Origin of the sequence: Xanthomonas sp. (genome assembly GCF_017163755.1) — a bacterium.
Taxonomy (GTDB): domain Bacteria; phylum Pseudomonadota; class Gammaproteobacteria; order Xanthomonadales; family Xanthomonadaceae; genus Xanthomonas_A.
The window spans coordinates 49520-75763 of the sequence record NZ_JAFIWC010000007.1 but is presented as its reverse complement, the minus strand read 5'-3'; the positions used below and the strand labels follow the sequence as shown (position 1 = coordinate 75763).

At 71.7% G+C, this 26244-nt stretch carries 20 protein-coding genes and 1 riboswitch; of the genes, 15 read left to right on the top strand and 5 right to left on the bottom strand.

The features are described from left to right. Positions 1-105: 105 nt before the first annotated feature. Positions 106-513 carry a RidA family protein gene (locus JR065_RS06465; protein ID WP_206233173.1) on the top strand — a complete coding sequence of 136 codons (408 nt, stop codon included), beginning with the start codon at positions 106-108 and terminating at the stop codon, positions 511-513. 33 nt (positions 514-546) lie between these two features. On the opposite strand, the gene JR065_RS06460 is transcribed toward JR065_RS06465, so the two are convergent. Genes JR065_RS06460 through JR065_RS21440 form a run of 3 tightly spaced genes read right to left on the bottom strand, consistent with a single transcriptional unit; the run spans position 547 to position 3466 of the window. Then, a complete protein-coding gene (locus JR065_RS06460) occupies positions 547-1512 on the bottom strand; it encodes a lysylphosphatidylglycerol synthase domain-containing protein (RefSeq protein ID WP_241093428.1) in 966 nt (321 codons plus the stop codon). Beyond that, positions 1509-2726 carry a cardiolipin synthase ClsB gene (gene clsB, locus JR065_RS21445; protein WP_343237249.1) on the bottom strand — a complete coding sequence of 406 codons (1218 nt, stop codon included), beginning with the start codon at positions 2724-2726 and terminating at the stop codon, positions 1509-1511. Before clsB ends, JR065_RS06460 begins: the two co-directional genes overlap by 4 nt. After that, entirely contained in the window at positions 2723-3466 is a 744-nt protein-coding gene (locus tag JR065_RS21440) for an endonuclease/exonuclease/phosphatase family protein (protein ID WP_241093427.1), read from the bottom strand. The genes clsB and JR065_RS21440 overlap by 4 nt, the downstream gene beginning before the upstream one ends. A gap of 615 nt (positions 3467-4081) precedes the next feature. Here JR065_RS21440 and JR065_RS06450 point away from each other — a divergent pair. The 4 genes from JR065_RS06450 to JR065_RS06435 are packed head-to-tail and all read left to right on the top strand — an operon-like array spanning position 4082 to position 8244. After that, positions 4082-4807: a DUF3348 domain-containing protein gene (locus tag JR065_RS06450; protein WP_206233271.1), complete on the top strand. Its 726-nt coding sequence runs from the start codon at positions 4082-4084 to the stop codon at positions 4805-4807. 10 nt (positions 4808-4817) lie between these two features. Next, the gene (locus JR065_RS06445) at positions 4818-6914 is read left to right on the top strand and encodes a DUF802 domain-containing protein (protein WP_206233169.1); all 2097 of its coding nucleotides are present in this window, start codon (positions 4818-4820) and stop codon (positions 6912-6914) included. Next, on the top strand, positions 6911-7555 hold the full coding sequence (locus JR065_RS06440; RefSeq protein ID WP_206233167.1) for an OmpA family protein: 645 nt from the start codon (positions 6911-6913) through the stop codon (positions 7553-7555). The genes JR065_RS06445 and JR065_RS06440 overlap by 4 nt, the downstream gene beginning before the upstream one ends. Continuing rightward, positions 7552-8244 carry a DUF2894 domain-containing protein gene (locus JR065_RS06435; RefSeq protein ID WP_206233165.1) on the top strand — a complete coding sequence of 231 codons (693 nt, stop codon included), beginning with the start codon at positions 7552-7554 and terminating at the stop codon, positions 8242-8244. The genes JR065_RS06440 and JR065_RS06435 overlap by 4 nt, the downstream gene beginning before the upstream one ends. 124 nt (positions 8245-8368) lie before the next feature. Here JR065_RS06435 and ahcY read toward each other — a convergent pair whose 3' ends face one another. Continuing rightward, positions 8369-9814, bottom strand: coding sequence for an adenosylhomocysteinase (gene ahcY, locus JR065_RS06430; protein WP_206233163.1), 1446 nt, complete (start codon positions 9812-9814; stop codon positions 8369-8371). A 33-nt stretch (positions 9815-9847) separates the two neighbouring features. Continuing rightward, a riboswitch (S-adenosyl-L-homocysteine riboswitch) is annotated at positions 9848-9948 on the bottom strand. Between the two features lie 270 nt (positions 9949-10218). Between ahcY and JR065_RS06425 the strand changes: the two genes are divergently transcribed. The 8 genes from JR065_RS06425 to JR065_RS06390 all read left to right on the top strand — a co-directional run bounded on the left by JR065_RS06425 (position 10219) and on the right by JR065_RS06390 (position 21929). Further along, a complete protein-coding gene (locus JR065_RS06425; protein ID WP_206233162.1) occupies positions 10219-11055 on the top strand; it encodes a hypothetical protein in 837 nt (278 codons plus the stop codon). A gap of 313 nt (positions 11056-11368) precedes the next feature. Next, positions 11369-14086 carry a phosphoenolpyruvate carboxylase gene (ppc, locus tag JR065_RS06420; RefSeq protein ID WP_206233160.1) on the top strand — a complete coding sequence of 906 codons (2718 nt, stop codon included), beginning with the start codon at positions 11369-11371 and terminating at the stop codon, positions 14084-14086. Between the two features lie 89 nt (positions 14087-14175). Continuing rightward, on the top strand, positions 14176-14751 hold the full coding sequence (locus tag JR065_RS06415; protein ID WP_241093426.1) for a TetR/AcrR family transcriptional regulator: 576 nt from the start codon (positions 14176-14178) through the stop codon (positions 14749-14751). Between the two features lie 71 nt (positions 14752-14822). After that, entirely contained in the window at positions 14823-15833 is a 1011-nt protein-coding gene (locus JR065_RS06410) for a DUF4105 domain-containing protein (RefSeq protein WP_206233270.1), read from the top strand. Beyond that, positions 15833-17794 carry an alpha/beta fold hydrolase gene (locus JR065_RS06405; RefSeq protein ID WP_206233156.1) on the top strand — a complete coding sequence of 654 codons (1962 nt, stop codon included), beginning with the start codon at positions 15833-15835 and terminating at the stop codon, positions 17792-17794. The genes JR065_RS06410 and JR065_RS06405 overlap by 1 nt, the downstream gene beginning before the upstream one ends. Before the next feature lie 316 nt (positions 17795-18110). After that, positions 18111-18629, top strand: coding sequence for an Hsp20/alpha crystallin family protein (locus JR065_RS06400; protein WP_241093425.1), 519 nt, complete (start codon positions 18111-18113; stop codon positions 18627-18629). An 80-nt stretch (positions 18630-18709) separates the two neighbouring features. Beyond that, positions 18710-19816 carry a glycosyltransferase family 4 protein gene (locus tag JR065_RS06395; RefSeq protein WP_206233154.1) on the top strand — a complete coding sequence of 369 codons (1107 nt, stop codon included), beginning with the start codon at positions 18710-18712 and terminating at the stop codon, positions 19814-19816. Then, the gene (locus JR065_RS06390) at positions 19809-21929 is read left to right on the top strand and encodes an amylo-alpha-1,6-glucosidase (protein WP_206233152.1); all 2121 of its coding nucleotides are present in this window, start codon (positions 19809-19811) and stop codon (positions 21927-21929) included. Before JR065_RS06395 ends, JR065_RS06390 begins: the two co-directional genes overlap by 8 nt. A 186-nt stretch (positions 21930-22115) precedes the next feature. Here JR065_RS06390 and metK read toward each other — a convergent pair whose 3' ends face one another. Further along, positions 22116-23327, bottom strand: a complete 1212-nt coding sequence (metK, locus tag JR065_RS06385; protein WP_206233150.1) for a methionine adenosyltransferase — start codon at positions 23325-23327, stop codon at positions 22116-22118. Positions 23328-23535: 208 nt separating this feature from the next. On the opposite strand from metK, the gene JR065_RS06380 reads away from it, so the two are divergent. Together JR065_RS06380 and JR065_RS06375 are read left to right on the top strand one after the other, a co-directional pair. After that, positions 23536-25260, top strand: coding sequence for a GNAT family N-acyltransferase (locus JR065_RS06380; RefSeq protein WP_206233148.1), 1725 nt, complete (start codon positions 23536-23538; stop codon positions 25258-25260). Then, entirely contained in the window at positions 25257-26060 is an 804-nt protein-coding gene (locus JR065_RS06375; protein ID WP_206233146.1) for a UDP-2,3-diacylglucosamine diphosphatase, read from the top strand. Before JR065_RS06380 ends, JR065_RS06375 begins: the two co-directional genes overlap by 4 nt. Positions 26061-26244 lie beyond the last annotated feature (184 nt).

Below are 26244 nucleotides of genomic sequence, written 5' to 3'. Positions count from 1 at the left end.
TCCACAAACAGTGCTGGACAGCGTTGCGCGTTTATCCGCGGGCGGCAAGCGCCTACTGTCTGCGCATCGTTCTGACGGGGCGCTCGACCCGCAATGGAGGCTGTGATGGCAACACGCGACGTGGTATTCCCGCCGGGCCGGCAGGCCCTGTACGAACGCAACCGATACTCGCCGGCGATCCGCTCCGGCGGCTTCCTGTTCGTGTCCGGCCAGGTCGGCAGCCGCGAGGACGGCTCGCCCGAACCGGAACTGGAAGCGCAGGTGCGGCGCGCGTTCGACAATCTCAATGCGATCCTCGCCGCGGCCGGCTGCAGCTTCGACGACGTGGTCGACGTCACCGTCTTCATGGTGGACCCGCCGTCGATCTTCGAACGGGTCTGGGCGGTGGTGCCGGAGTACTGGGGCGCCGCGCCGCATCCGACGCTGACCGCCGTCGGCGTGACCTGGCTGTACGGGTTCGACGTGGAAATCAAGGTGATCGCGCGGCTGCCGGATGGCGCCGGCGGGCACTGACCGCCGCGCCGGCGGAACCGCCGCAGCGGATCGCTACGGCGCCGCGCGCGGCGGCGTAGCGGACCCGGCCGCGCCGCGTCGCCTGCGCGCTTCCAGCAGGGCGTAGCCGGCCAACGCCAGCAGCAGCGGGCCCAGGTAATAGCAGGCGCGATACGCCAGCAACGCCGCCAGCACCTGCGGTTGCGGCGCCTGGTGCGCCAGCAGTGGGATGCACACCGCCTCCAGCACGCCGATGCCCGCCGGGATGTGGGCGATGGCCGATGCGACCGCGGCCACCAGCAGCGCGCCGAGCACCGAGGCGTAGTCCACGCCGGCCGGCATCAGCACGAACAGCAGCGCCCCCATCAACGCCCAGTTGCCGGCCGCCAGCGCCAGCTGCAGCAGCGCCAGCGGCACCGGCGGCAGGCGCAGATGGTGCCCGCGCACGTGCAGCACGCGTCCGCGCCAGACGTGGCAGGCGAGCAGATAGCCCGCCACCGCCAGCAGCATCGCCGCGCCCAGCCACGGCAGGCCGGCGCCGCCGACCGGCCAGTGCGGCGGCGTGCGCACCAGGCCGGAGGCGAACAGCGCGCCGGCCAGCAGCAGGTAACCCATCCAGTTGGTGCCGATGGTGAAGGCGACGATGCGCCCGATCGTCCCCAGCCCCAGCCCGGCGTGCGAATACAGCCGGTAGCGGAAGCCGGCGCCGCCGACCAGCGCGCCGACGTTGAGGCTGAAGGCGTAGGCGACCACGGAGATGGCCATCACCCGCGGCGTGGCCAGCGTGTGCCTGGCGTAGCGGCGCGCGGCCAGGTCGTAGCACGAGTACAGCAGGTAGCTGCCCGCGGCCAGCGCCAGCGCCATGGCCAGGGTGCCGGCGTCGTAGCCGCGCAAGGTCGCGCCGACCTGCGCCCAGTCGACCGAGCGCCCGTAGCGCACCAGCAGGAACGCCACCAGCGCGAGGAAGGCGAAGAACACGATCCGGCGCACGCGGCGCCAGCGTTTGCGCGAAGTCTTCATGGCGACGGATCTCCCTTGCGCGGCGGCTGCACCAGCGCCGTGCGCGGCGTATGCGCGGGTACCCACCCCGCCCATTGCGGGAAATTGCGCAGCACGTGGAACAGCAGCGGCCGGGTCAACGGCTGCCAGAAGCGCCCGCGCGGCACGCTTGCCGGATCGACCCGGCGGCAGTGATGGTCCATGAGCTGGCGCAGGCAGCCGCGCAGTTCGTGCGCGAACGCCGGGTCGCGGATGAACAGGTTCGCTTCCAGGTTCAGCGACAGGCTCAGCGGATCGAGGTTGCTCGACCCCACCGTGCTCCATTCGCCGTCGATGACCGCGACCTTGCCGTGGAACGGGCGCTCGCAGTACTCGAAGATGTGCACGCCGGCGTCGACCAGGTGCCGGTACAGCGCGCGCGCGGCGATCAGCGCCAGCGGCGTGTCCGGCTGTCCCTGGAACACCATGCACACCTTTACCCCGCGCCGGGCCGCATCGCACAGGTCGCGCAGGAAGCCGTAGCCGGGGAAGAAATACGCGTTGGCGATGACGATCTCGCGCCGCGCCTGGCCGAACGCCAGCCGGTAGGCGCGCTCGATGCTGCGCGAGCGCCGCGCGTTGTCGCGCGGCAGGAAGCACACCTCGGCGGGGCCGGCGGCGTCGCGCGTGGCTGCCGCCGGCGGCGGCTCCCAGCCTTCGCCGGTGCCGTGAGTGCGCATCGCATGGCGCATGAACGAGGCGATGTCGGCCACCACCGGGCCTTCGACCTCCACCGCATAGTCCTGCTTTGCTTCCGGACCGAAGTCGGCCAGGTGGTCGGCCGAATAGTTGATGCCGCCGACCATGCCGACCGTCCCGTCCACCACCAGCAGCTTGCGGTGCATGCGCCGGAACACGTTGAGGCGGATGCCGAACAGTTTTGGTTTGCGGTCGAACATGCGCAGTTCGATGCCGGCATCCAGCAGCTCGGCCACGAACGCCGGGGAAAGGTCCGGCGAGCCGAACGCGTCCACCAGCAGGTGCACGCGCACGCCGCGCCGCGCCGCGGCGACCAGGTGGTCCTTGAGCCGCACGCCGACCTTGTCCTCGAACCAGATGAAGGTCTCCAACAGCACTTCGCGCTGCGCCGCGTCGATGGCGTCGTACACCCGCGCGAAGTAGACGTCGCCGTTCTCCAGCAGGCGCAGGCGGTGGCCGTGGCGCCAACACGAATCGATGCGCGTGGCGCCCCTCACAGCGCGATCCTCGCCAGCAGCGGCACGTGGTCGGACAGGTGCGACCACGGCCGCCCGGACAGCACGCGGGCCTGCTCGAAGCGCGCGTTGCGCAGGTAGATGCGGTCCACCGGCAGCACCGGCCAGCGCGACGGGAACGTCCGCGCCACGCGCCCGTGCAGGTGGTCGAAGGCCTCGATCAGCCCGCAGCGGCGCAGCAGCGGATGCCCGCGCACGCGCCAGTCGTTGAAGTCGCCGGCCACGATCAGCGGCGCATCGTGCGGGATCTCGTTGGAGACGATCGCGCACAGCAGCCCGATCTGCTTCTGCCGGTGCGCTTCGCGCAGGCCCAGGTGCACGCAGATCGTGTGCACGTCGGCGTCGTGGCTGGGGATGCGCACGATGGCGTGCAGCAGCCCGCGCTGCTCGTGGCCCTGCACCGACACGTCGCGGTTGGCGAACGAGACGATGGGAAACTTGGACAGCATCGCGTTGCCGTGATGCCCGTGCGGGTACACCGCGTTGCGGCCGTAGGCGAACTGCGACCACAGCGTATTGGCCAGGAACTCGTACTGCGGCCCGGACGGCCAGTTGGCGTGCCGCCGCGCATGCCCGGCATGTTCGCCCAGCACCTCCTGCAGGAACACCATCTCGGCCGACACCTCGCCGATCGCCTCGCGCAGTTCGGGCAGCACGAAGCGCCGGTTGAGCAGGTTGAAACCCATGTGCACGTTGACGGTCAGGACGTTGATCGAGGTCATGCGACGCGGACGAGTGGGACCGAGCGCATTCTGCCGACGGCGGGCGCGCCATCGCGTGAGGAACGGCAAGCCGATCGCGTAACGGCCTCCACGCGTGCTTAACGCAGTGGGCCGACGCGGCGCCATGGACCGCGTTTGTGGCGAACGGCATTCGATCGTCTGCCAACGCCGGACCGCATGCAGGCCGGCGTCGGCAGGCGCGCCCAACCGGCGTGCGACGTCGCATCGATCGCATTGCCGCCGGTGGTTGAGTTCTCCGCGCGGCGGTGGGCGCCGGCTTGGTTGTCGACGGCATCGCGCAGGGGCAGTGCGCAGGGCGCGCGGCCGCGTCGGCCACAGACACGCTTCGATCGCGCGTGGAGCCGCGCCACGAACCGGTACGAACCGGCGTGCTGGCGATGGACAGCGATTCCTCGAGCCGATCGCGCCCTGGCCGGGTTCGCGTACATGAACCTGACCGGCCGCGATGGCAGGCCGCTACCGAGGATCCGGATACGCCCAGCACGCAACGGTGCGGGGCGCCATGCCGACGCGCGCCGGCGCTGGGCCGGGACTTGGGCGGCGCCGGGCGCCGGCCGCGCAATAGGGGTAAAATGCCGCGTTTTAACCGGAACAATGGCGAAAGCTCCTCAACGCACGCCTGTGCCGGGCCCGGCTTTCATCCGCCTGCTCGCGCGCCTCACCGACCTCGACGTAGCGCAAAGCAGCCCGGCGCTGTCGGACCGGCTGAGCCAGTGGATCGACTGGACCCGCGCCGTGGCCCTGTTCAAAGCGCTCGATGGCGCGCTGCCCGCGGCCGACGCGCCCGGCATCGACAGCGGCGTCGAAGACGAATGCGCGCGCGTACGCGCCTCGTTGGCCGGCACCATCGCGGGGCTGGAGTCGCTTCCGGCGAGCCGGCCAGACGCCGGGCAGGGCGGCGACGCGGACACGGCGCCGGACTACGCGCCGTTCCAGCGGCGCTGCGTGGACACGCAGCGTGCGATGCAGGCCGCCACCGGCCGCCTGCGCGGCCGCCTGCGCGACATGCTCGCGCACCGGTCGGCGGACATGGCCCGGCTCGCCGAGGTCGATGCGGTCATGGAGCTGACCCTGAGTCCGCGCGAACAGGCGCTGCTCGGCACGGTGCCGGTGCTGCTCGGCACGCATTTCGAGCGCCTGCGGCAGGCCGAGGCGACGGCGCCGGCCGGCGACGCCGCGATGCCGGCCAGCGCCACGGCGGCATCGCCGGGCGCATGGCGGGAGGTGTTCGTCCGCGACATGCGCAGCGTGCTGCTCGCCGAGCTGGATGTCCGTTTTCAACCGATCGAAGGCCTGCTCGCAGCGCTTCGCACCCGCTAACTGGGAAGACATGTTCAGAAATCCGCTAAATCTCGCTGTATTCCTGCTGGGCCTGCTCGCCGTGTGCTGGATCGGCGCCGGCTATGTCGGCTCCAATCCGTTGGGCCTGGCGGTCACGCTGCTGATCGGCGCCTGCTACGTGGCCGGCGCGCTGGAACTGCACCGCTACCGCAACGCCACCGCGGCGCTGGCGCAGGCCGTCGCCGACGCCGCCTCGGCGCAGGCGGAGCTGGGCGCCTGGCTCGGCCGCCTGCCTGCGGCCCTGCGCAACCCGGTGCGCCTGCGTATCGAGGGCGAGCGCGTGGCGCTGCCTGCGCCGACGATGACGCCGTACCTGGTCGGCCTGCTGGTGCTGCTCGGCATGCTCGGCACGCTGCTGGGCATGATGGCTACGCTCAGGGGCACCGGCCTGGCGCTGGAAAGCGCGACCGACCTGGAGGCGATCCGCGGCTCCCTCGCCGCACCGGTCAAGGGGCTCGGGTTCGCGTTCGGCACCTCGATCGCCGGCGTGGCCACCTCGGCGATGCTGGGGCTGCTCTCGGCGCTGTGCAGGCGCGAACGGCTGCAGGCCGTGCAAGGGCTGGACGCGGAAGTGGCGACCACGCTGCACCGCCACTCGCAGGCGCACCAACGCAGCGAGACGTTCCAGCTGCAGCAGCGGCAGGCCGAGTTGTTGCCGGTGCTGGTCGACCGGTTGCAGGCGATGATGGCCACGATCGAGCAGCACAGCGCCGCCGCGAACCAGCGGCTGCTGTCCAGCCACGAGGACTTCCACGCCAGGACCGAGGCCGCCTACACGCGCCTGGCCGGTTCGGTGGAACAGTCGCTGAAGGCGGGCGTGGCCGAAAGCGCGCAGGCCGTCGGTGTCGCGCTGCAACCGGTGATGGAGGCGACGATGGCCGGCATGGCGCGCGAGACGGCGTCGATGCGCGACACCGTCAGCCACGCGGTGCAACTGCAGCTGGACGCGCTGGCGTCCAGCCTGGAAACGGCAAGCGCCGGCGCGGCCGCCAGCTGGAACGCGGCGCTGGCCGGACAGCATCGGGCCAACCAGGCGCTGAGCGCGGACCTGCACGCGTCGCTGGATCGCTTCGCCGAGACCTTCGCGCAACGCTCGGCCGGCCTGGTGGAGGCGGTTTCGGCGCGCCTGGACGCCACCGCCGACACCGCCGCGGGCGCCTGGGACCAGGCGCTGTCGCGACAGGCGGCGCTCAACGAGCGCCTGGCGCTGGGCAACCAGCAGGCGCACGCCGCCGCCGCGGAGACTTTCCAGGCGCACGCCGCCGCGCTAGTTGGCGTGGTGCAGCAGTCGCATGCGGACCTGCAGGCGCTGCTGGAAACGCGCGACCAGCAGCGCCTGGCGGCGTGGACGGACACCTTCGCGGCGATGAGCGCGCAGGTGAGCGGCAACTGGGAGCGGATCGGCGAACTCGTCGCCAGCCGCCAGCAGGAGATCTGCGACACGCTCGCGCGCACCGCCGGCGACATCTCGGCGCAGGCGCAGGCGCACGCCCGCGACACCATCGCCGAGATCTCGCGGCTGGCGCAGATCGCCTCCGAAGCGCCGAAGGCGGCGGCCGAGGTGGTCGCCGAGCTGCGCCAGAAACTCTCCGACAGCATGGTCCGCGACACCGCCATGCTCGAGGAGCGCGGCCGCCTGCTGGCGACGCTGGAAACCCTGCTGGTCAGCGTGAACCAGGCCTCGGCCGAGCAGCGCAGTGCGATCGACGCGCTGGTCGGCACGTCGGCGGACCTGCTCGACCGGGTCGGCGCGCGCTTCGCCGAGCACATCGAGTCCGAGACCGGGCGCCTGGGCGCGGTGGCCGCGCAGGTCACCGGCAGCGCGGTGGAAGTGGCGAGCCTGGGCGATGCGTTCGGCGCCGCGGTGCAGCTGTTCGGCACCTCCGCCGACGCGTTGGGCGAACGCCTGCAGCACATCGCCGGCGCGCTGGACAGCTCGCTGGCGCGCAGCGACGAACAGCTGGCGTACTACGTGGCGCAGGCGCGCGAGGTCGTCGACCTGAGCGTGCTGTCGCAGAAGCAGATCATCGACGAACTGCAGCAGCTCGCCGCGCGGCAGGCCGCTGCCGGGGCCGAGGCGGCATGAGCGACGAGATCGAGATCGAGGCCGATGCCAGCGCGCCGGTGTGGGCGGTGTTCGGCGACCTGATGTCGGTGCTGCTCGGCGTCTTCGTGCTGATCCTGGTCGGGGTGATCGGCGTGCAACTGCAATTGTCGAGCCGGCTGGACGAGGAAGTCCGGCAGCGGCAGATCGAGGCGCAACGGCGGCAGACGCTGGAGCAGGCGCTGGCCGCGCCGCTCGCCGCCGGCCGCGTGACCCTGGTCGATGGCCGCATCGGCATCCGCGGCAGCGTGCTGTTCGCGCTCAATTCCGACCAGCTGCAGCCCGAAGGCCGCGATGTGCTCAAGAGCCTGGCCGCACCGCTGTCCGGGTACCTGAAGTCGCGCGACGAAGTGCTGATGGTCAGCGGCTTCACCGACGACCGGCCGGTGCTGGACGGCAACCGCCAGTTCGCCGACAACTGGGAGCTGTCGGCGCAACGCGCGTTGACCGTGACCCGTACCCTGATCGCCGAGGGCGTTCCCGCCGCGTCGGTATTCGCCGCCGCGTTCGGCTCGCAGCAGCCGGTGGGCTCGAACGCGAACGACGACGGGCGGGCCAGGAACCGGCGCGTGGAGATCGCGCCCATCCCCAAACCGCGGCAGGCGGGCGCCACGCCCCGATGAGCGGCGACGGCGACGGCGACGGCGCGCGGGCGATGGTCGATGCATGGCGGCGGCAGCACGCCGACCGCGCCGATCCGCTGCGCTTGGCTTTCATCGACGCGCTGGCGTCGCGCGCCGCCGCCCACGAGGGCCAGGTGCGGCGCATCCTGGACGCACGGCTGTCCGAGCTGCTCGCCGCCTATGCCGAAGACCTCGATAAGGCGCCCGCCGAACCCGGAAACGGCGACGGCGACGGCGACGGCGACGGCGCGACAGCGCCGCGCGCCGCCGCCGGCAGTCCGCTCGGCGGGCTGCTGGCGCATATCGGCGCGCGCGCGCCGGGGGCGGGCGAGGTGTTCGCCGCCGATGCGCCCGGTCGCGCACCGGCCGCGTTTCCGCAACTGCCCGCGCTCGACGCGTTCCGCAAGACCTGGGACCGGCTGCGCAGCGACAGCCAGCTGCGGCAGTCGCTCGAGCAATTGCCGCTGGATGCCGGCCCGCTCAATTCCGGCGTGCTGGTGCAGCGCTCGATCACGCTGATGCGCGAGGTGTCGCCCGGATATCTCCAGCACTTCCTGTCCTACGTCGACACCTTGTCGTGGCTGGAGCAGCTGCGCGACGGCGGCGGCCTGGCGGCCGTCGCCGCGCCACGCGCCGCCATCGGCGCGCGGAAGCCGGCGCGAAGCCGGACGCGCAAGCGCCGCGACTGACGTCGCGCGTCCGGCGCGCGGCAGGCGCCTTGCGCTCCAGGCCCGCAAACGGAAACGGGCGCCTTTCGGCACCCGTCCATCCTTCGAGTTCCTTGCGCACGCCCGCGGGCGTGCGCGCGGCGGCTCAGTAGCGGTAGTGCTCCGGCTTGTACGGGCCGTCCACCGACACGCCCAGGTAGGCGGCCTGCTCGTCGCTGAGCGTGGTGAGCTTCACCCCGATCTTCTCCAGGTGCAGGCGCGCCACTTCCTCGTCCAGCTTCTTCGGCAGGCGGTAGACCTGCTTCTCGTAGCTGTCCTTGTTCTGCCACAGGTCGATCTGCGCCAGGGTCTGGTTGGCGAAGCTGTTGGACATCACGAAGCTCGGGTGGCCGGTGGCGCAGCCCAGGTTGACCAGGCGGCCTTCGGCGAGCAGGAAGATCGCGTTGCCGTTGGGGAACACGAACTTGTCCACCTGCGGCTTGATGTTGATCTTCTGCACGCCGGGGTACTTGTACAGCGCCTCGACCTGGATCTCGTTGTCGAAGTGGCCGATGTTGCAGACGATGGCCTGGTCCTTCATCCGCGTCAGGTGCTCGATGCGGATGATGTCCTTGTTGCCGGTGGTGGTGACGTAGATGTCGGCCTGGCCCAGGCTGTCCTCGACGGTGTTGACCTCGAAGCCTTCCATCGCCGCCTGCAGCGCGCAGATCGGGTCGATCTCGGTGACGATCACGCGTGCGCCGTAGGCGCGCAGCGAATGCGCCGAGCCCTTGCCGACGTCGCCGTAGCCGCAGACCACCGCGACCTTGCCGGCCAGCATCACGTCCATCGCGCGCTTCAGGCCGTCGGCCAGCGACTCGCGGCAGCCGTACAGGTTGTCGAACTTGCTCTTGGTCACCGAGTCGTTGACGTTGATCGCCGGCACCAGCAGGGTGCCTGCTTCGGCCAGCTGGTACAGGCGGTGCACGCCGGTGGTGGTTTCCTCGGACACGCCCTTCCAGTCCTTGACCACGCGGGTCCAGTAGCCGGGGCGCTCGACGGCCACGCGCTTGAGCAGGTCCTTGATGACCTGTTCCTCGTGCGAGGCGGACGCGCTGTCGACCCAGTTCGAGCCGTTCTCCAGCTCGTAGCCCTTGTGGATCAGCAGGGTCACGTCGCCGCCGTCGTCGACCACCAGTTCCGGGCCGGTCAGGGTGCCGTCGGGCAGGGTGAAGGTCAGCGCCTCCAGCGTGCAGTCCCAGTATTCCTCCAGCGTCTCGCCCTTCCACGCGAACACCGGGGTGCCGGTGGCGGCGATCGCCGCGGCGGCGTGGTCCTGGGTCGAGAAGATGTTGCACGAGGCCCAGCGCACGTCGGCGCCGATGTCCTTCAGCGTCTCGATCAGCACCGCGGTCTGGATGGTCATGTGCAGCGAGCCGGTCACGCGCACGCCGTCCAGCGGCTTGGCGGCGGCGTACTGGCGGCGGATCGACATCAGGCCCGGCATCTCGTGCTCGGCGATGTCCAGCTCCTTGCGGCCCCAGTCGGCCAGGGAGATGTCGGCGACCTTGTAGTCGCCCTCGGTGGAAAAGGTCTTGGCAACAGCGTTCATCATGTGCTCCGGTCGATGGCGAGAGTTCTCGCGATGGTCCGGGCGCCGTTGTAGCTCATGCCTGCCGCCGAGCCTGGCCGGTCTGATCGCGAAGGCAATCTCGGGATCGAACGGTCGCAGCGCCCCTCGGCGGAGGGGTAGCCGATTATAACGGCTGTCGCGCGCCGCGCTTGAACAGGCGGGGCGGGTTCTGGATTCTGGCGCACATCCGCACCGCACTGGCCGGCCTGGGGCCGGGAAGGGCTGCTACCGTTGCGGTGGGTGGGGCAGGGTAAGGTGAACGAAGGCGACGGATCCCGGCTCGCACGGCGCGCCATCGGCCTGCGTGCTGGCGGCGCGACCCGCGGGCTGGCGTCGGGCCAAGCCGCCGTGGCGCACCCGTCCCGGCCGGCGCCGGTGGTGCGGTGCCGGCAGCGACCGGCGTCGGCGGACCGTGCGCAGGCCGGATCGGACGCGAACCGGCCGGCATGGGCCCAAGGACGCTCGCGAGCCGCGGCTCATCGGGCCAGCAAGAACGCAAGACGAGCACACGCAAACCGAAACCAGCAGACAGACCCGTCATGATTCTGAAAGACATGATCCTGAAAGAGATGTACCTGTACCCCGACCTGGGCGAATACGGCGACGACGTCGTCCATCCGTTCCGCGACCAGAGCCGGTCGCTCTGCAACTTCCTGCAGCGCAGCCTTGGCGCCGAGAAGTTCGTGGCCGCAGGCTTCAAGAAGATCTGCATCGTCGGCAAACGGCAGCCGGCCGATGGCGTGCAGGTGAACTCGAGCGGCGCGCTGAGCGTGGATGTCGCCCTGGACGTGGAACGCTACCGGCGATGCGCCTCGCCGGAGGAACTCAACGGGTTCTTCATCCCGATGCTGCTGCAAGGCCTGGAAAAGGCCGCCAGCCACACCGCGCTGCCTCTGGCGCGGTTGCGCCAGGCGATCGACGATTTTCGCCGCGACCGCTACCGCAACGAATGGATCTTCAAGGACAGGAAGATCGCCGGGACCGACTATCGCTGCGCGCTGGAATGCGCGTTGACGACCGGGCACTTCCTGATGAACTTCAGGGTGCGCAGGAAGGACGCGCTCATCCTCGACACGCCGATCGTGCGCACGGCGCCGGACGAGGTGGCGTTCCTGCCCTACCTCAAGGACGTCAAGCACGCGAACGGAAAGATCGAGGTCATCGACAGGTCGGGCCTGGCGTTGTACACCACCACGGTGGCGGGCCTGGACCGGCTATGACCGCCACGCCCGCATCGGCTGCAGGTCTCAGCGCACCGAGGGTCCGCGAACGTGGGCGGACCTGGGCCGGTGGCTCATCCGGCCTGCAAGCCGCGCCGCTGCACGCGGCCGTCGGCCTGGCGCTCTGGTGGAGCGAACAGCCGCTTCGGGCGCCGGTCGCGACGGGGTCCAGCCAGGCAAGCGCCGCTGCCGGCGCCGCGGCGACACGCGCGCAGGCAATGGTTCGCTTTGAAACCGTCGCCGCGCCGGGCGGGCGCCTAATACTTTTGGGTTAGTCTTGCCGCGCCCCCACCGCCGAGCCATGCGTTTTCCGATGAACGAGTACCGCAGCAGCATCGTGTTTGCCACGCCCGACATTCCCTTGCGCGACGACGTACGCCGATTGGGGGCGCTGGTGGGCGACCTGCTCGCCGAACAGGTGTCGGCGCAGTTCCTCGACGAGGTCGAGACCATTCGCACCACCGCCATCGCGCGCCGCGAGAGCGACGCGCCGCCGTCGTCGCTGAGCGAACAACTGTACGGACGCGAGCCGCGCGAGGCCGAGGCGCTGGTGCGCGCGTTCAGCACCTACTTCCAGGTGGTCAACATCGCCGAGCGCGTGCACCGAATCCGCCGCCGCCGCGACTACCAGCGCCGCAGCGCCGACACCCCGCAGCCGGACGGGCTGCACGACGCCCTGCGCCGGCTCAAGGCGCAGGGCGTGACGCTGCAGGAACTGGGCGACTGGCTGCCACGCATCGACGTGGAGCCGGTGTTCACCGCGCACCCGACCGAGGCGGTGCGGCGCGCGCTGCTGGAGAAGGAGCAGCTGATGGTCGCCAGCCTGGTCGACAACCTCGACGGCATGCGCACCCCGGGCGAGCAGGCCACCGATGCGGCGCGCTTCCGCATGGCGCTGACCGCGTCGTGGCAGACCGCCGATTCCTCGCCGGTGCGGCCCACCGTGGACGACGAGCGCGAGCACGTGGGCTTCTACCTGACCCAGGTGCTGTACCGGGTGATCCCGGTGCTGTACGAGACGCTGGAGCAGGCGGTCGAACAGACCTACGGCCAGACCCTGGCGCTGCCGCGGCTGCTGCGCTTCGGCACCTGGGTCGGCGGGGACATGGACGGCAATCCGAACGTCGATGCCAGGACCATCACCGCCACCCTGGACGCGCAGCGGCGCGCGGTGCTCGACCGCTACCTGAAGGAACTGTGGCAGCTGGCCAGCCTGCTCAGCCAGTCGACCACGCTGGTGGCGGTCAGCGATGCGCTGCTGGCGCAGCTGGAACGCTACCGCCAGCTGCTGCCCGACGCCGCCGCCGGCTCGCGCCCGCGCCACGGCGACATGCCGTACCGGCTGTTCAACGACCTGATGCGCGCGCGGCTGCAGGCCACGCTGGACGACGCGCCGGGCGCCTACGCCGCCCCGGCCGAACTGGAGCACGACCTGCAGCTGATCCTCGACAGCCTGCAGGCCAACAAGGGCCTGCACGCGGGCTGGTTCGCGGTGCGCCGGCTGCTGTGGCGGGTGCGCAGCTTCGGCTTCCACCTGGCGCGGCTGGACGTGCGCCAGGAGTCCAGCGTGCATGCGCGCGCGGTGGCCGCCGCGCTGGGCGAGGCGGACTGGGAGTCGCGTCCGGCGCACGAACGCGCGGCCGCGCTCGGCGCCTACGCCGGCGGCGAGCGCACGCTGCCGGCCGCCGCCGGCGACGAAGGCAACGCGCGGCTGGACGCGGTGTTCGCCGCGCTGGCCGACGCGCGCAAGCGCCACGGCGCCGACGCGCTGGGCAGCTACATCATCAGCATGGCGCACAATCGCGCCGACGTGCTGACCGTGCTGGCCCTAGCGCGGCGCGGCGGCCTGGTCGACGCCGACGGCGCGGTGCCGCTGGACATCGTGCCGCTGTTCGAGACCGTGGACGACCTGCGCGGCGGCACCGACACGCTGCGCGACCTGCTCGCCGATCCGGTCTACCGCCGCCACCTGGCGGCGCGCGACGACGTGCAGATGGTGATGCTCGGCTATTCGGACAGCGGCAAGGACGGCGGCATCGCCGCCTCGCGCTGGGGCCTGCAGCGCGCGCAGGTGGAGCTGCTCGACGCCGCCGCCGAACTCGGCATCCGCCTGACCTTCTTCCACGGCCGCGGCGGTTCGATCGTGCGCGGCGGCGGCAAGACCACGCGCGCGCTGGAAGCGGCGCCGCGCGGCAGCGTCGACGGCCGCCTGCGGGTCACCGAGCAGGGCGAGGTGATCCATCGCAAGTACGGCATCCGCGCGCTGGCGCTGCGCTCGCTGGAACAGATGACCGGCGCGGTGCTGCTGTCGAGCCTGCGCCCGCGCGCGGACGAGCCGCGCGAGGCGCAGTGGCGGCCGGTGATGGACCTGGTCGCCGAGCGCAGCTCCGGCGCCTACCGCGACTTCGTCGGCGCCAAGGACTTCATGCAGTACTTCCGCCTGGCCACGCCGATCGACGTGATCGAGTGCATGACCCTGGGTTCGCGGCCGTCGCGGCGGCTGGGCCAGAACGCGGCGCTGTCCAACCTGCGCGCGATCCCGTGGGTGTTCGCATGGAGCCAGGCGCGCGCGGTGATCCCCGGCTGGTACGGGGTGGGCAGCGGCCTGCAGGCGGCCGCCGACGCCGGCCACGAGGACGCGCTGCGCGAGATGGCCCGCGACTGGCCGTTCTTCCGCACTTTCCTGGACGACATCGCGATGGTGCTGTCCAAGGGCGACCTCAACATCGCCGAGATGTTCTCGCGCCTGGCCGGGCCGCTGCACGAGGCGTTCTTCCCGCGCATCGGCGCGGAGCTGGCGCTGACCAAGCGCTGGGTCAAGGCGCTGACCGGGCAGCAGACGCTGCTGCAGCACGATCCGCGCCTGGCGCTGTCGATCCGCCTGCGCAACCCCTACATCGACCCGATCAGCGTGCTGCAGGTGGACCTGCTGCGGCGCTGGCGGCAGACCGGCGGCGAAGACGAAGCGCTGCTGCGCGCGCTGGTGGCCTGCGTCAACGGCGTCTCGCAGGGCGTGCAGAACACCGGCTGACGCCGGCAGCGGAGCGGCGCCGATACCGCCGGTCGGGGCGAAGGCGCGGCGCCGACACTGTCGGACAAAATTGTCCGATAATGCCGGCGATGAACATCCGTCCCGATGCCGCCCAACGCCGCCGCCTGCTGCTCGATGCCGCCGACGAAGTCTTCTGCGAACACGGCGTGCTCGCGCCGCTGGAGCTGGTGGTCGAGCGCTCCGGCCTGGGCCGCGCCACCCTGTACCGCAACTTCGCCGACCGCGCCGAGCTGATGCTGGCGCTGCTGCAGCGCGGCCTGGACGGGCTGGAATGCTGCGCGCGCGACATCGGCGAGCGCCCGGACGGCCTGTTTCTGCTGCTGCGCGACGTCGCCGAGCACATCGCGATGTCCGCCCCGCTGGCCGACTACTGGCGTTCGATGCCGCGCGACCATCCGGCGGTGGAAGCGGCGCATGCGCGGCTGCTGACGGTGCTGCTGCCGTTCCTGCGCCGCGCCACCGACGCCGGCCTGTGCCGCGCGGGCGTGGACGGCGAGGACCTCACGTTGCTGATGGACATGCTCGGCGCGTGCCAGCGCGGCAGCGACGAGACCGAGCGCAAGGCGCTGGCGCTGCGCGGCTGGCGGCTGCTGTGCTTCGCGCTGGCCACGCCGGCGGCCGCCGCCGCGCTGGACGCCGCATGAGCGCGCCGGGGCAGGAGGACAGGCCGCGGCCTGCGGCCAAGGCGCCGGCCGCCGCCAGGCGGCGCAGCCGCATGCGCCGGGCGCTGCGCATCGCCGCGGCGCTGGCGATCGTGGTGGCCAGCGTCTGGGGCGGGCTGTTCCTGGCCTACCTGCCGCACACCGGCGCGCTGGTGCGCTACGCCGCGGCGATCAGCTGGGTGGCGATGGGCGGCGCGGCGCTGTGGGGCCTGCGCCACGCGCGCGACTACCGCGTGCTGCCGCTGATCTTCGCCGTCGGCTGCGCCGGGCTGGTGTACGGCTGGGCGCGGCTGTTGCCCGAGCAGGACCGGAACTGGGCCGATGACGTGGCGATGACCCTGCAGCCGCAGGTCGACGGCAGCGTGGTCACCCTGCACAACGTGCGCAACTTCGCCTGGCGCAGCGACAGCGACTACACCCCGCGCTGGGAGACCCGCCGCTACGACCTGGACCGGCTGGTGTCGGCGGACCTGGCGCTGTCGTACTGGATGGGGCCGGCGATCGCGCACACGCTGGTGTCGTTCGGCTTCGACGATGGCCAGCGCGTGGTGTTCTCGCTGGAGATCCGCAAGGAACGCGGCGAATCGTTCTCGGCCCTGGCCGGGTTCTTCCGCAACTTCGAGCAGGTGATGGTCGCCGCCGACGAGCGCGACATCCTGGCGGTGCGCAGCAACGTGCGCGGCGAGGACGTGTACCTGTACCGCCTCAACATCCCGCCGGCGCAGCTCAGGAGCCTGTTCCTGGGCTACGTGGCGCAGGCGCGGCAGCTGCAGCGCAAGCCCGCGTTCTACAACACCGCCACCAGCAACTGCACCACCATCGTGTTCGAACTGGTGCGCAAGATCGATCCGCAGCTGCCGCTGGACTACCGGCTGCTGCTGTCGGGCTACCTGCCGTCGTACGTGCACGCGCAGCGCGGCTTCGTGCCCGGCTACGCGCTGGCCACGCTACGCGCGCGCGGTCGCATCACCGAGCGCGCGCGCGCCGGCGGCGACGGCGAGGACTTCTCCCGGCGCATCCGCATCGGCGTGCCGGGCGAGGCGATGGCCGGAGCGCCGCGCTGATGCGCGCGGCGGACGGCAGGCGCGGCTGGGTCCTCGCCGCGCGCGCGCTGGCCGTCGGCGCCCTGCTCGCCGCGTCCGGCTGCGCGATGGTCACCGTGCAGTCGCGCGGCTCGGGCGACTACATCGCGACCAAGCGCGGCGACGTGCTCAGCACCGGCGAGCTCAGCGACGCCAGCCGCGAAGCGCTGCGCGTGGTGGCGATCGAGCTCAAGGCGTGCGAGGCGGACATTCCCGCCTGCGCGGCGCAACTGGGCACAGTGCAGGGCCTGGACGAGGAGCGCCGCCTGGCGACGCTGTCGGAGCTGTGGGTGCGCGCGGCGCTGGCGCGCACCCCTGGCGCGCGCGCGAACAAGGCCGGCGCGGCGCTGGACGATGCGGCCTTGCAGGCGTGGCTGGAAGCGGCGCGGCATGCCTACGCCTATCTGTTCTACACCGCGCGCCCGGCCAGCGCCCGCGCCTTCGAGGACCGGCAGACGCAGGTGCGCGACTACTACAACTATGCGGTGCAGCAGGTCGTCGGCGGCCTGTTCGAGCGCTGGCGCGCCAGCGGCGCCAGCGAACTGCGCGAGGCCGATACGTTGACCCTGGCCGGGTGGACGGTGCGCGCGGAGATGGGCGGCTTCCGCCTGCCCGGCGGCGCGGCGCGCCCGGAGGCGATGATCCCGGCATCGTCGCTGCGCTTCGACGGCCTGCGCAGCAGCTACCGGCGCGACGGTTTCGGCGCCGAACTGGTCGCGGAGATATCGCCGGCGCAGGTCGGCGACCCGACCGCGCTGCCGGCCGCGTCCGCCGCGTCGGCGACACCGCCGCGCGACCTGCCGGGGTTCAGCGAGATGCCGTTCGCGCCGACCACCGCGCTGCTGCGCTTCGAAGGCGACACCCAGGCGCAGGTGCTGGCCACGCGCACGGCGGTGGTGGCGCCGTACGACCCGTACCGCCAGGCCGAGGTCGATGTGCACGGGCAGCGGCTGCCGCTGGCGGCCAACTTCACCGCCGCCTACGGCCTGTGGCTGGCGCGCTCGGGCTTCGCCGCGCAATCGCTGCGCTCCATGCTCGGGCGCGAACGCGGCATCGAGCGGCCGCATCTGTACCTGATGCAGCCCTACGACCCGCAGCGCCGCATCGTGCTGATGCTGCACGGCCTGGGCAGCAGCCCGGAAGCCTGGGTCAACGTCGCCAACGAGATCATGGGCGACGAGCAGCTGCGCCGGCACTACCAGATCTGGCAGGTCTACTACCCGACCAACATGCCGATCGCCTGGAACCGCGCGCAGATCGAGACCCTGCTCGAGCAGACCCTGCAGCATTTCGATCCGCAGGGGCGCGCGCCGGCGTCGCGGCACATGGTGCTGGTCGGGCACAGCATGGGCGGGGTGATCGCGCGCCTGCTGGTCACCGCCTCCGGCGAGCAGGTCTGGGATGCGTTGCTCGCCGGGCGCGCGCTGCCGGGCGAACGCGGCGCGCGCTTGCGCGAGCGCCTGCAGCCGCTGCTGCATTTCGCGCCGCTGCCGCAGGTCGACCGCGCGATCTTCATCGCCGCGCCGCAGCGCGGCACCGCGATCGCCGAAGGCCGGCTGGGCCGCTTCATCGGCCGCCTGATCCGGCTGCCGGCCACGCTGCTCGACCGGTTCGGCGATGCGGTGCGCGAGCTGAGCGGGCAGGACGGCGGCCCGCCGACCCTGCCCAACAGCATCGACAACCTGCGCGACACCGATCCATTCGTGCGCGCGGCGGCCGACCTGCCGGTGTCGCCGGCGGTGCGCTACCACTCGATCATCGCCCGGCGCGATCCCGCGGTGCCGCTGGCCGACGCCGACGACGGCCTGGTGCCGTACCGCAGCGCGCACATGCCAGGCGCCGCGTCGGAGAAGGTGATCACGTCCTGGCACAGCGTGCAGGAGACGCCGCAGGCGATCATCGAGATCCGCCGCATCCTGCACGAGCAGATCGCATCGGAATAGCCGCCGCGGTGGCCGGATCCAGCGACCGTGGGCCGCACTGGTGCCGTGCCCCGCACCACATTGCGCACGCGATGGATGAGCGCGGAGACGCGGCGGCGCGCGCGATGATGTTGCTAACCGTCCGCTGAATTCGCCGCGTTCCGCCGTGGCCGGCCCCGGCTTGAAAACGCCTGCGACGATTCCCAACTAGCGCCGCGCCCAGCGCCGCGCGCCAAGGCCGCCGCGCGCTGTCCACGGCGGGTGCCGTCGTGGATGCAGCGGAGGCCTGGGCCGGCGAGGGTGTCCTTGTCCCGACCGCCTTTCGAGGAGAACTGTCATGAGCATCAGTCAGTTGATCCCTTGGAACCGCCATCGCAGCCTGCAACCCGTGCGCGATGGACGTGCTTCCTTCGCCGCCTTGCACCGCGACATGAACCGCCTGTTCGACGAGTTGTGGCAGCAGGCGGACGCGTTGTTCGCGCCCGCCGATGGCCGCGCCGCCGATCGCGACGTGGCCCCGGCCGGCACCTGGCCCAGCGTGGAAGTGGCCGAGCGCGACCAGGAGATCGTGGTCAGCGCCGAGCTGCCCGGCCTGCGCCAGGACGACGTGGAGGTGACCCTGGACGACGGCAGCCTGGTGCTGCGCGGCGAGCGCGCGAGCGAACGCCACGACCGCGAACGGCGCCTGAGCGAGCGCTACTACGGCCGCTTCGAACGGCGCATCCCGCTGCATGCGCCGGTGCTGGCCGAGCAGGCGCGCGCCGAGTTCCGCGACGGCGTGCTGTCCGTCACCCTGCCCAAGGACCTGCAGGCGCAGCCGGCGCCGATCCGGATACCGGTCGGCACGTCCAGCTGAGCCGCGCACGCCGCTGCGCCATTCCCTCCCGATCAACGCCGGCGCGGCCCGCCCGCGCCGGCCCTGCGTTGCGAGATTCCATGCGTATCGCCCATATCGCTCCCCTCTACGAAGCGGTGCCGCCGCGCCTGTACGGCGGCACCGAGCGCATCGTCGCCTACCTGGCCGATGCGCAGGTCGGCCTTGGCCACCAGGTCAGCGTCTTCGCCAGCGCCGACACCCGCACCCGCGCCGAACTGGTGCCGATGCGCGATTGCGCCATCCGCCTGGATCCGGCGCCGCTGAAATCGGACCTGGCGGCGCACCTGTCGATGCTGCAGGAAGTACGCCGCCAGGCCGGACGCTTCGACATCCTGCACTTCCACGTGGACCTGCTGCATTTCCCGTTCTTCGAGGACCTGGCCGCGCGCACCCTGACCACGCTGCACGGGCGCCTGGACCTGAAGGACCTGGACCAGGCCTACCGGCGCTGGCCGCAGTACCCGCTGGTGTCGATCTCCGACCAGCAGCGGCGTCCGTTGCCGATGGGCAACTGGCTGGCGACGGTGCCGCACGGCCTGCCCGATGCGCTGTACGCGCCGGCGGCGCAGCCGCGCGGCGACTACCTGGCGTTCCTCGGCCGCATTTCGCCGGAGAAGCGGCCCGACCGCGCCATCGCCATCGCGCGCAGCGCCGGGCTGCCGTTGCGCATGGCCGCCAAGATCGACACCGCCGATGTGCATTACTACCGCGAGGCGATCCAGCCGCTGCTGGGCGACGGGGTGGAGCTGGTCGGCGAGATCGGCGACGCGGGCAAGCGCGAGCTGCTCGGCCACGCGCGCGCGCTGCTGTTCCCGATCGACTGGCCGGAGCCGTTCGGGCTGGTGATGATCGAGGCGATGGCCTGCGGCACGCCGGTGATCGCCTGGGACCACGGCTCGGTGCGCGAGGTGGTCGAGGACGGCGTCACCGGCTTCATCGTCGACTCCGAACAACAGGCGCTGACCGCGGTGCAGCGCGCGCAGGCGCTCGACCGGCGCCTGATCCGGCGCCGTTTCGAGCAGCGCTTCTCGGCACAGGTGATGGCGCGCCGCTACGTCGAGGCGTACCGGCAGCTGCTCGGCTCCGGCAACGCCAGCCCGCTGCTCGGCCACGTGGGTCGGATGGGCCGCGCCGCGCACGGCCTTGGCGAGGCGGCCCATGTCTGACGCGGCGGCCGCGTCCAACCAGCAGGCGGTACGGCACGCGCTGAAGGACGGCGACACCTTCCTGGTCTGCGACGCCCGCGGCGACATCGTCGACAGCCACGGCGACGGGCTGTACCGCGACGGCACCCGGGTGCTGTCGCGGCTGCGGCTGCGGCTCGGCGACACCGAACCGTCGCTGCTGAGCGCCGGCGTGGGCGGCGACAACGTGCTGCTCACCGTGCACCTGACCAACCGCCCGCTGCCGCCGCTGGGCGACACGGCGCCGGCCGAAGGGGTGATTCACGTCGAGCGCACGCGTTTTCTGTGGGACGCGCGCATGTACGAGCGCATCACCTGCCGCAACTACGGCGAAGCACCGCTGCGCTTCGCCATCGGGCTGGAGTTCGGCGCCGACTTCCACGACATGTTCGAGGTGCGCGGCGCGCGCCGCAACGGCCGCGGCCAGCAGCTGCCGCCGGCGCTGTCGGCGCAGGCGGCGAACCTGAGCTACGTGGGCCTGGACGGGCAGATGCGGCAGTTGTGCCTGAGTTTTTCCCAGCCGCCGCAGGTGCTGATCGCCGACCGCGCCGACTTCCAGCTGGAGCTGCCGCCTGGCGGCAGCCATACCCTGTACCTGGAAGCCGGCGCCGATCCGGCGCAGCCCGATCGCGCGCGCTTCCGCCGCGCCGCGGCCGCCGCGCTGCACGCGATGCGCCGCCGGCGCCGCACCGGCGCGCAGCCGCGCAGCAGCAACCGCCTGTTCAATGCGTGGCTGCAGCGCTCGCGCGCCGACATCGCGCTGCTGACCAGCGACCTGCCCACCGGGCCCTATCCCTACGCCGGCATTCCCTGGTTCTCCACCCCGTTCGGCCGCGATGCGGTGATCACCGCGCTGCAGACGCTGTGGCTGGATCCGTCGCTGGCGCGCGGGGTGCTGGCGTATCTGGCCCAGCACCAGGCACGCGAGACCTCCGCGTTCCGCGATTCGACGCCCGGCAAGATCATGCACGAATCGCGCAAGGGCGAGATGGTGGCGCTGCAGGAGTTGCCGTTCGGCCTGTACTACGGCGGTGTGGACACCACGCCGCTGTTCCTGATGCTCGCCGGCGCCTACGCCGAGCGCAGCGGCGACCAGGCCTTCGTCGACCAGCTGTGGCCGTCGCTGACCGCGGCCGCGGGCTGGATCGAACGCAGCTGCGACGCCGACCGCGACGGCCTGCTGGCCTACCACCGCGGCGAACCGGGCGGGCTGTTGAACCAGGGCTGGAAGGACAGCGGCGATTCGGTGTTCCACGAAGACGGCACGATCCCGCCCGGCCCGATCGCGCTGGTGGAAGTGCAGGGCTATGCCTGTGCCGGACTGGAGGCGCTGGCGGCCCTGGCCGACGCGCGCGGCGCGCATGCCGACGCCGCGCGCTGGAATGCGCGCGCACAGGCGCTGCGCGAGAAGATCGAGACGCTGTTCTGGGACCCGGCGCTGAACTTCTACGCCATCGCGCGCGACGGCGAAGGCCGGCGCTGCCGCGTGCGCGCCTCCAACGCCGGGCACCTGTTGTTCGCCGGTGCGACCTCGGCCGAGCATGCGCGCGCGGTGGCCGCGCAGCTGGGGTCGCCGGCGTTCGACGGCGGATGGGGCGTGCGCACGCTGGCCTCGGGCCAGGCGCGCTACAACCCGATGTCCTACCACGACGGCTCGGTATGGCCGCACGACGTGGCGCTGTGCGCGGCCGGCATCGCGCGCTACGGCGAGCGCCTGGATGCGGCGCGGCTGCTGACCGAACTGTTCGAGGCCGCGGCCCACTTCGGCATGCGCCTGCCGGAGCTGTTCTGCGGCTTCCCGCGTTCGCCGGGGCAGGCGCCGATCGCCTATCCGGTCGCCTGCCTGCCGCAGGCGTGGGCGGCCGGTTCGGTGTTCATGCTGCTGCAGGCCTGCCTCGGCGTGCGCATCGATGCCGCGCGCGGCGAAGTGCACGTCGACCGGCCGTGCCTGCCGGACGGGGTGAACCGCCTGCAGCTGCAGCGGCTGCGGGTCGGCGAACGGCAGGTGGACCTGAGCTTCGAGCGGGTCGGCGAGCGCATCGTCGTCGCGCGCGGCGCCGGCAGCGACACGGTACGGATCGACGTGCGGCTGTAGCGCCGGCGCCGGCGCCGGCGGTTTCGGCGAGCGCATGCCTGCAGGGCCAGGCGCGGCCACGGCCTGCGCCGCATGCGGGTCGCATCGCCACCGCACCTAGTAGCGGTGGCGCCGGTGCTGGCTAGGCGTGCAAAAAAACGGGCCGCGATCGCGGCCCGTTCTTCGTCGCCCTGAAACGCGGCGGACTTACTTCAGCTTGGCGTCGGCGCGCAGCGCGTCGGCGCGGTCGGTCTTTTCCCACGAGAACGCCGTGGCGTTGTGCTGCGCGCCGGTGCCGTCGGTGTAGGTGAAGGCCTTCGGAGTGCGGCCGAAGTGGCCGTACGAGGCGGTCTGCTGGTACATCGGATGGATCAGGTCGAGCATCTGGATGATGCCGAACGGACGCAGGTCGAAGTGCTTGCGGATCAGCTTCTCGATCTTGTCGTCGGCGATCTTGCCGGTGCCGAAGGTGGTCACCGAGATCGAGGTCGGCTCGGCCACGCCGATGGCGTAGGACACCTGCACTTCGCAGCGGTCGGCCAGGCCGGCGGCGACCACGTTCTTGGCCACGTAGCGCGCCGCGTAGGCCGCGGAACGGTCGACCTTGGACGGATCCTTGCCGGAGAACGCGCCGCCGCCGTGGCGCGCCCAGCCGCCGTAGGTGTCGACGATGATCTTGCGCCCGGTCAGGCCGCAGTCGCCCACCGGCCCGCCGATCACGAACTTGCCGGTCGGGTTGATGTGGAACTTGGTGCCCTTGTGCAGCCACTTGGCCGGCAGCACCGGCTTGAGGATCTCCTCGCGCACGGCCTCGATCAGGTGCTTCTGCTTGATGTCCGGGTCGTGCTGGGTGGACAGCACCACCGCGTCGATCGCCGTCGCCACGCCGTTCTCGTAGCGCAGGGTGACCTGGCTCTTGGCGTCCGGGCGCAGCCACGCCAGCGCCGAGTTCTTCTTCTTGCGGATCTTGGCCTGCTGTTCGACCAGGCGGTGCGACAGGTGGATCGCCGCCGGCATGAAGCTGTCGGTCTCGCGGGTGGCGTAGCCGAACATCAGGCCCTGGTCGCCGGCGCCCTGTTCCTCGGGCTTCTTGCGGTCCACGCCCTGGTTGATGTCCGGCGACTGCTTGCCGATCAGGTTCAGCACGCCGCAGGTCTCGCCATCGAAGCCGACGTCGGAGCTGTTGTAGCCGATGTCCAGGATCACCTTGCGGGTCACCGCTTCCAGGTCGATCCAGGCGCTGGTGGTGATCTCGCCGGCGACGATCGCCACGCCGGTCTTGACCAGCGTCTCGCAGGCCACGCGCGCGCGCTTGTCCTGGGTCAGGATGGCGTCGAGCACCGCGTCGGAGATCTGGTCGGCGATCTTGTCCGGATGGCCTTCGGAGACCGACTCGGAGGTGAAGAGATAGCTGGACATCGCGGCTATATCCTTGTATTCGGATGAAAAGATGGACGCGCATGATACACGGGCGCGGGGTTGCGTGCATTGTGCGCACGGCGGGGTCGGACAAAGGTTAAACCGCTCAGGGACGGGGGCGGCGGCCGTCATCGTGGCGTAGCCGTATTGCAAGATCGGTGTCGCCGCCGCGGCCCAAGCTGTGCGCAGTCAGCAAGGGGGACTTGCCGTGCTCGCACTCGAACGCCGCCTACAGGCCCGCTACCCGCACTGGTTCGCCGGCCGCCGCTCGCGGCTGGTGCGGCCGCTGCTGCGCGGCCTGCAGAAGTGGTCGGGCCTGGATTCGCTGGAAACCTTCCTCGACGCCAACCGCGACCTGCGCGGTTTCGCCCTGGTCCAGGCCGGGCTGGACTTCCTGCAGGCGCGCTACGTGGTCGCGCCGGAGGCGGCCGGGCGGATCCCGCCGCGCGGGCGCCTGCTGATCGTGGCCAACCATCCGTCCGGCGCGCTGGATGCGCTGGCGCTGCTGGACTGCGTCGGCAGTGTGCGCCGCGACGTGAAGATCGTCGCCAACGATTTCCTGTCGGCGCTGGACGGCCTGCAGGACCTGCTGCTGCCGGTGCGCATCCTCGGCGGCGCGCCGGCGGCGTCGAGCATGCGCGCGATCGAGCAGGCGCTGGCGCAGGAGCAGTGCGTGATCGTGTTCCCGGCCGGCGAGGTGTCGCGGCTGGGCTGGGGCGGGGTGTCCGACGGCCGCTGGCGCCGCGGCTTCCTGCGCTTCGCGCTGCGCACCGCCACCCCGGTGCTGCCGGTGCGCATCCATGCGCGCAACTCGGCGCTGTTCTACGGCGCCTCGGCGCTGTTCAAGCCGGCCGGCACCGCGCTGCTGGCGCGGGAGATGTTCGCGCGCCGCGAGCGGCGCATCGCGTTGACCCTGGGCAGCGCGCGCGCGCTGCCGCAGGACGTGCCCGAGGCGGAACTGATGCGCCGGCTGCGCCGCGAGCTGTACGCGCTGGGACGCGGCCGCGGCGCGGGCCAGGCGGTTGCGGCGCCGGCGGTGGAGGCGTTGATCGAGGCGGTCGATCCGGCCGCGGTCGGCGCCGAGGTCGCGGCGCTGCAGCCGCTCGGCGACACCTTCGACGGCAAGCAGATCCGCGTCGGCCGGCTGCGCGCCGGCTCGGCGCTGCTGCGCGAGATCGGCCGCCTGCGCGAGCTGACCTTCCGCGCGGTCGGCGAGGGCAGCGGCCGGCGCCTAGACGTGGACGACTACGACACCTGGTACGAACACATCGTGCTGTGGGACGCCGCCGCCGCGCGCGTGGCCGGCGCCTACCGCATCGCCCGCGGCGCGCAGGTGCTGGCCGAGCGCGGGCTGGCCGGCTTCTATACCGCCAGCCTGTTCCGCTACGGCGAGGCGCTGCTGCCGCGCATCGCCGCCGGCATGGAACTGGGGCGCAGCTTCGTCGCGCCGGACTACTGGGGCAGCCGCAGCATCGACTACCTGTGGCAGGGCATCGGCGCCTACCTGCGCCGGCACCCGCAGGTGCGCTACCTGTTCGGCGCGGTGTCGATCAGCGCCGCGCTGCCGCAACAGGCGCGCGAACAGATCGTCGCCTACTACGCGCGCTACTACGGCGACCTGCGCGGCGAGGCGGCGTCCTCGCACCCGTTCGCCTACCGCGACGCGCCGTCGGACTGCGGCGAACTGGATGCCGAGACCGCGTTCAAGGTGCTCAAGGGCAACCTGGACGCGCTCGGCGCCGCGGTGCCGATGCTCTACAAGCAGTACACCGAACTGTGCGAACCCGGCGGCGCGCGCTTCCTCGCCTTCGGCGTGGACCCGCAGTTCAGCGACGCGGTCGACGGCCTGATCGAAGTGGACCTGCAGCGCATCCGCGCCAGGAAGCGCATGCGCTATCTGCAACAGCCACGCAGCGAAGAGGTGATGGCATGAGCACGGTGAGCAGCTTGTCCCCGCGACGCGCGGTGTTCGTCTCCGACGTGCACCTGGGCGCGCCGCATTGCCATGCGCGCGAGCTGGCCGATTTCCTCGGCGGGCTGCACTGCAGGCAGCTGTACCTGGTCGGCGACATCGTCGACTTCTGGTGGATGGCGCAGCGCCGCGCGGTGTGGGGCGCGCCGCAGCAGCGGGTGGTCGAGGCGCTGCACGCGCTGGCGCGCGGCGGCACCGAGCTGATCTACGTGCCGGGCAACCACGACCGGCCGATCCGCCGCTTCTGCGGCCTGGCGCTGCCGGCGATGCAGGTGCGCCGGCGCGCGGTGCACGTCACCGCCGACGGCCGCCGCCTGCTGGTGGTGCACGGCGACGACTACGACGCGGTCACCCAGTTCGGCGGCCTGCAGGAGAAGCTCGGCGACTGGCTGTACTACCGCATCCTCACCGGCAACCAGCTGACCAACCGGGTGCGGCGCCGCTTCGGCATGCGCTACTGGTCGCTGGCCGACTACCTGAAACGGCAGAGCGGGGCGGCCGAACGCTACATCGAGCGCTTCGTCGGCGCCGGGCTGGACGATGCGCGCCGCCGCGGCCTGGACGGCGTGGTCTGCGGGCACGTGCACCGCGCCGGGCTGTTCGAGCGCGACGGCCTGGTCTACGCCAACGACGGCGACTGGGTCGAAAGCCTGACCGCGCTGGGCGAGGACCACCAGGGCCGCCTGCAGCTGCTGTCGCATACCGGGCAGGTGCTGCAGACCCTGGCGCCGCGCGTGTTGCGCCTGCCGCAGGCGGCGTGACCGCGCGGCGGTAGCGTTACGCAGGCGAGGGCATTCCCACGCGCTGGTCTGCTGCGGGCGTAAGTTGGCCGTTCCCGGGCAGACGCTCGCTGTGGGAGCGACTTCAGTCGCGACGCCGAAGCCGCACCGCATCCGGCTCCGAACAGCAGTCGGGCTGAAGTCCCTCATCGAGAGCGCGTGGCTG